Genomic DNA, 2,236 nt, shown 5'->3' on the forward strand with positions numbered 1-2,236 from the left:
TCTGAACTGCCGACATATGAAGGGTGTGAAGCAAAGGATGGTAGTTACATTTGTCCTCTATTACCCCAAGGATATCGGGATGTAATTAACTTACCTCCAAACAGTACAACTACAGTCCGTATTCCCTTTGTTAATCCCTTCATTACTGGTCCATTTGTCTATCACTGCCATATCCTAAACCACGAAGATAAGGGCATGATGAATAATCTGAAAGTGGTAAATACAAAAGGCTATGGAGGAGAAGAGGTGGTACCGCAAAAAGCACAGATCCAACTACGCTAAAAATGAGGAGCGTGTCGAGAATTGTCTAGATGTTTAGAAGATGATTCTTAACCTTCAACCCTACCTTCAACCCTTCAGATATTAAACTGTTGTAGGGACTTTCTAAGGAAAGTCTCTACGTTTTTTTTTCGGTTTTATCATAGCAGTCGCCAAGGGGATTAGGACAGATTGAGCGGCTGACTATTGATATATCGTGATATAGTAATAGTCAGCCTTCAGCCTTCAGCCTTCAGCCCTCTGCCTTTTGCTATAAAATAACCCTCGGGTGCATCTCATTAAAGCTGTTTGACCCGGTGGTGGGTTACGGGCAGCAACCTAACCCTGACTACGAGGTGGAAAATGAGGAAGACCCTAACGCACCCTACGCAAAATTTTCTATTACTCAGCAATGCCATATTAAAAACTAAAACTACTGCCCAATAAGGATTATACTGATTACTTTATAAAATTTTTACACAGCAAGTTCGGTAGAGCCAAAATTTTAAAACTTAGAACTCTCAAAAAGTTCATCAGGAATGCTATCGGGCAATTCCTCTTCCAGCAATCTGAGGGGAGGATACTGATAAGCAGCAATGGTTCCAACAACTACTACTAAACCGATAACAATGTCTAGAAGACCAACTCCACGACCTTGGCCAACTCCAATTATTTTTCCTATATTTCCTGCTAAAATACTATCAGGAGCCATCAGAGGTTCACAAATTAGATCGTCTAGAGGGCCAGCGATCGCATAACCAAGGGTTAAACCCAAACTAGCAATGGGAGCTTTCAAACCAAAAACCCTTCCCTGTACCTCTGGAGGTACTTTCTTTTGAAACATGACTTGCACTAAACCGCTAATAACCGGATATGTAGCTAACAAACAAAAGTCAGAAACCGTGAATAGAGACAGGGAAGGGCGTAAACCTGCCAAAAATATGAAAAGACCTGCTAGGAGGGTAAAGCCAAATATAGTTTTGATGTAATGCTCCTGAGCTTTCCAGATACTCATCATCAGGCTACCTAATACTATTCCAGAACTGCCAATGGATAAAACAATCCCCAGACCAGTAGGGGAGGTGAGAGATAAAACTAGGGGAGTAGTAAGGACATTAAATATTCCTGTAAATAAGTTATTGCTAGCAAATAAAATTAATAATGCTAGCAATCCAGGTTTGGTAGTTAGAAAATTCCAGCCATAGATAACCTCCTTCCAAAAAGATTTGTCCCCTGTCTGTTCATCTAGATTATTTAATTCCTGAAATGTAACTACCATCAAGGGAACAATGGCAAAAAATAAAGTAGCAAAGTCAATGACAATGATGCCTGGGATGTGAACAATGGGCAGCAATATACCTGCTAAAACTGGTGCAATCAGTTTAGATACACCCCGCCCCAAACTGGTTAAGCCACTGGCACGAGGTAGGTTTTCTTTTGGTACTAGCAGAGTAGTGGCAGCAGCATAAGCATTAGCCTGAAAAGTGCTGAAGCAAGAACTAAGAGCTTCGATGATGTACAAGTGCCAAATTTCTAGGTTTCCTGTGATGAATAACCAAGCTATGCTTAAGGTGCAAAGACCAGCACAAAAATCAGCGATAATCATCGTCCAGCGACGGCTCCAGCGGTCTACAAATCCCCCTGCGATTGGGGAAATGAGTAGACTAGGCAAGCTACCACACAAAACCAGTAAGCCGAACTGGGTAACTGAGCCGGTTTCTTGAAACAACCAGACATTGAAGGCAAACTGAGTTAAGCGAGAACCTACTAGGGAGAGAAATTGTCCAATCCAGATGATCAGAAAAATTCTCATCTAGTTATACACCATTGTCATCTTTTGTGTAACAAAACGTAAGCATTCAGCCGTCAGCCGTCAGCCGTCAGCTTATTTGGCGTTGCTGATTCTGGGTATGGTTTAGCCCCCCTAGGGCGTGTTTTCTTGCCTCGGAGATCCCCCTAAATCCCCCTTAAAAAAGGA

General features: G+C 42.0%; 2 protein-coding genes. One reads left to right on the top strand and one right to left on the bottom strand.

Translation table 11 applies throughout. The features are described 5' to 3' along the window. On the top strand, positions 1-282 hold a 282-nt coding region (locus tag F6K20_RS34995; protein WP_287297880.1), incomplete at its 5' end, for a multicopper oxidase domain-containing protein. 481 nt (positions 283-763) lie between these two features. Here F6K20_RS34995 and F6K20_RS35000 read toward each other — a convergent pair. Beyond that, positions 764-2,071 (bottom strand): MFS transporter, encoded by a 1,308-nt coding sequence (locus F6K20_RS35000; protein ID WP_287297882.1) that lies wholly within the window; start codon positions 2,069-2,071, stop codon positions 764-766. Between the last annotated feature and the right edge of the window lie 165 nt (positions 2,072-2,236).

It is taken from the genome of Moorena sp. SIO2C4, assembly GCF_010672485.1.
GTDB classification, from domain to species: domain Bacteria; phylum Cyanobacteriota; class Cyanobacteriia; order Cyanobacteriales; family Coleofasciculaceae; genus Moorena; species Moorena producens.

Excerpts from the sequence above, each read along its gene's own strand:
- F6K20_RS35000 (WP_287297882.1), bottom strand. The coding sequence starts at position 2,071 with ATGAGAATTTTTCTGATCATCTGGATTGGACAATTTCTCTCCCTAGTA.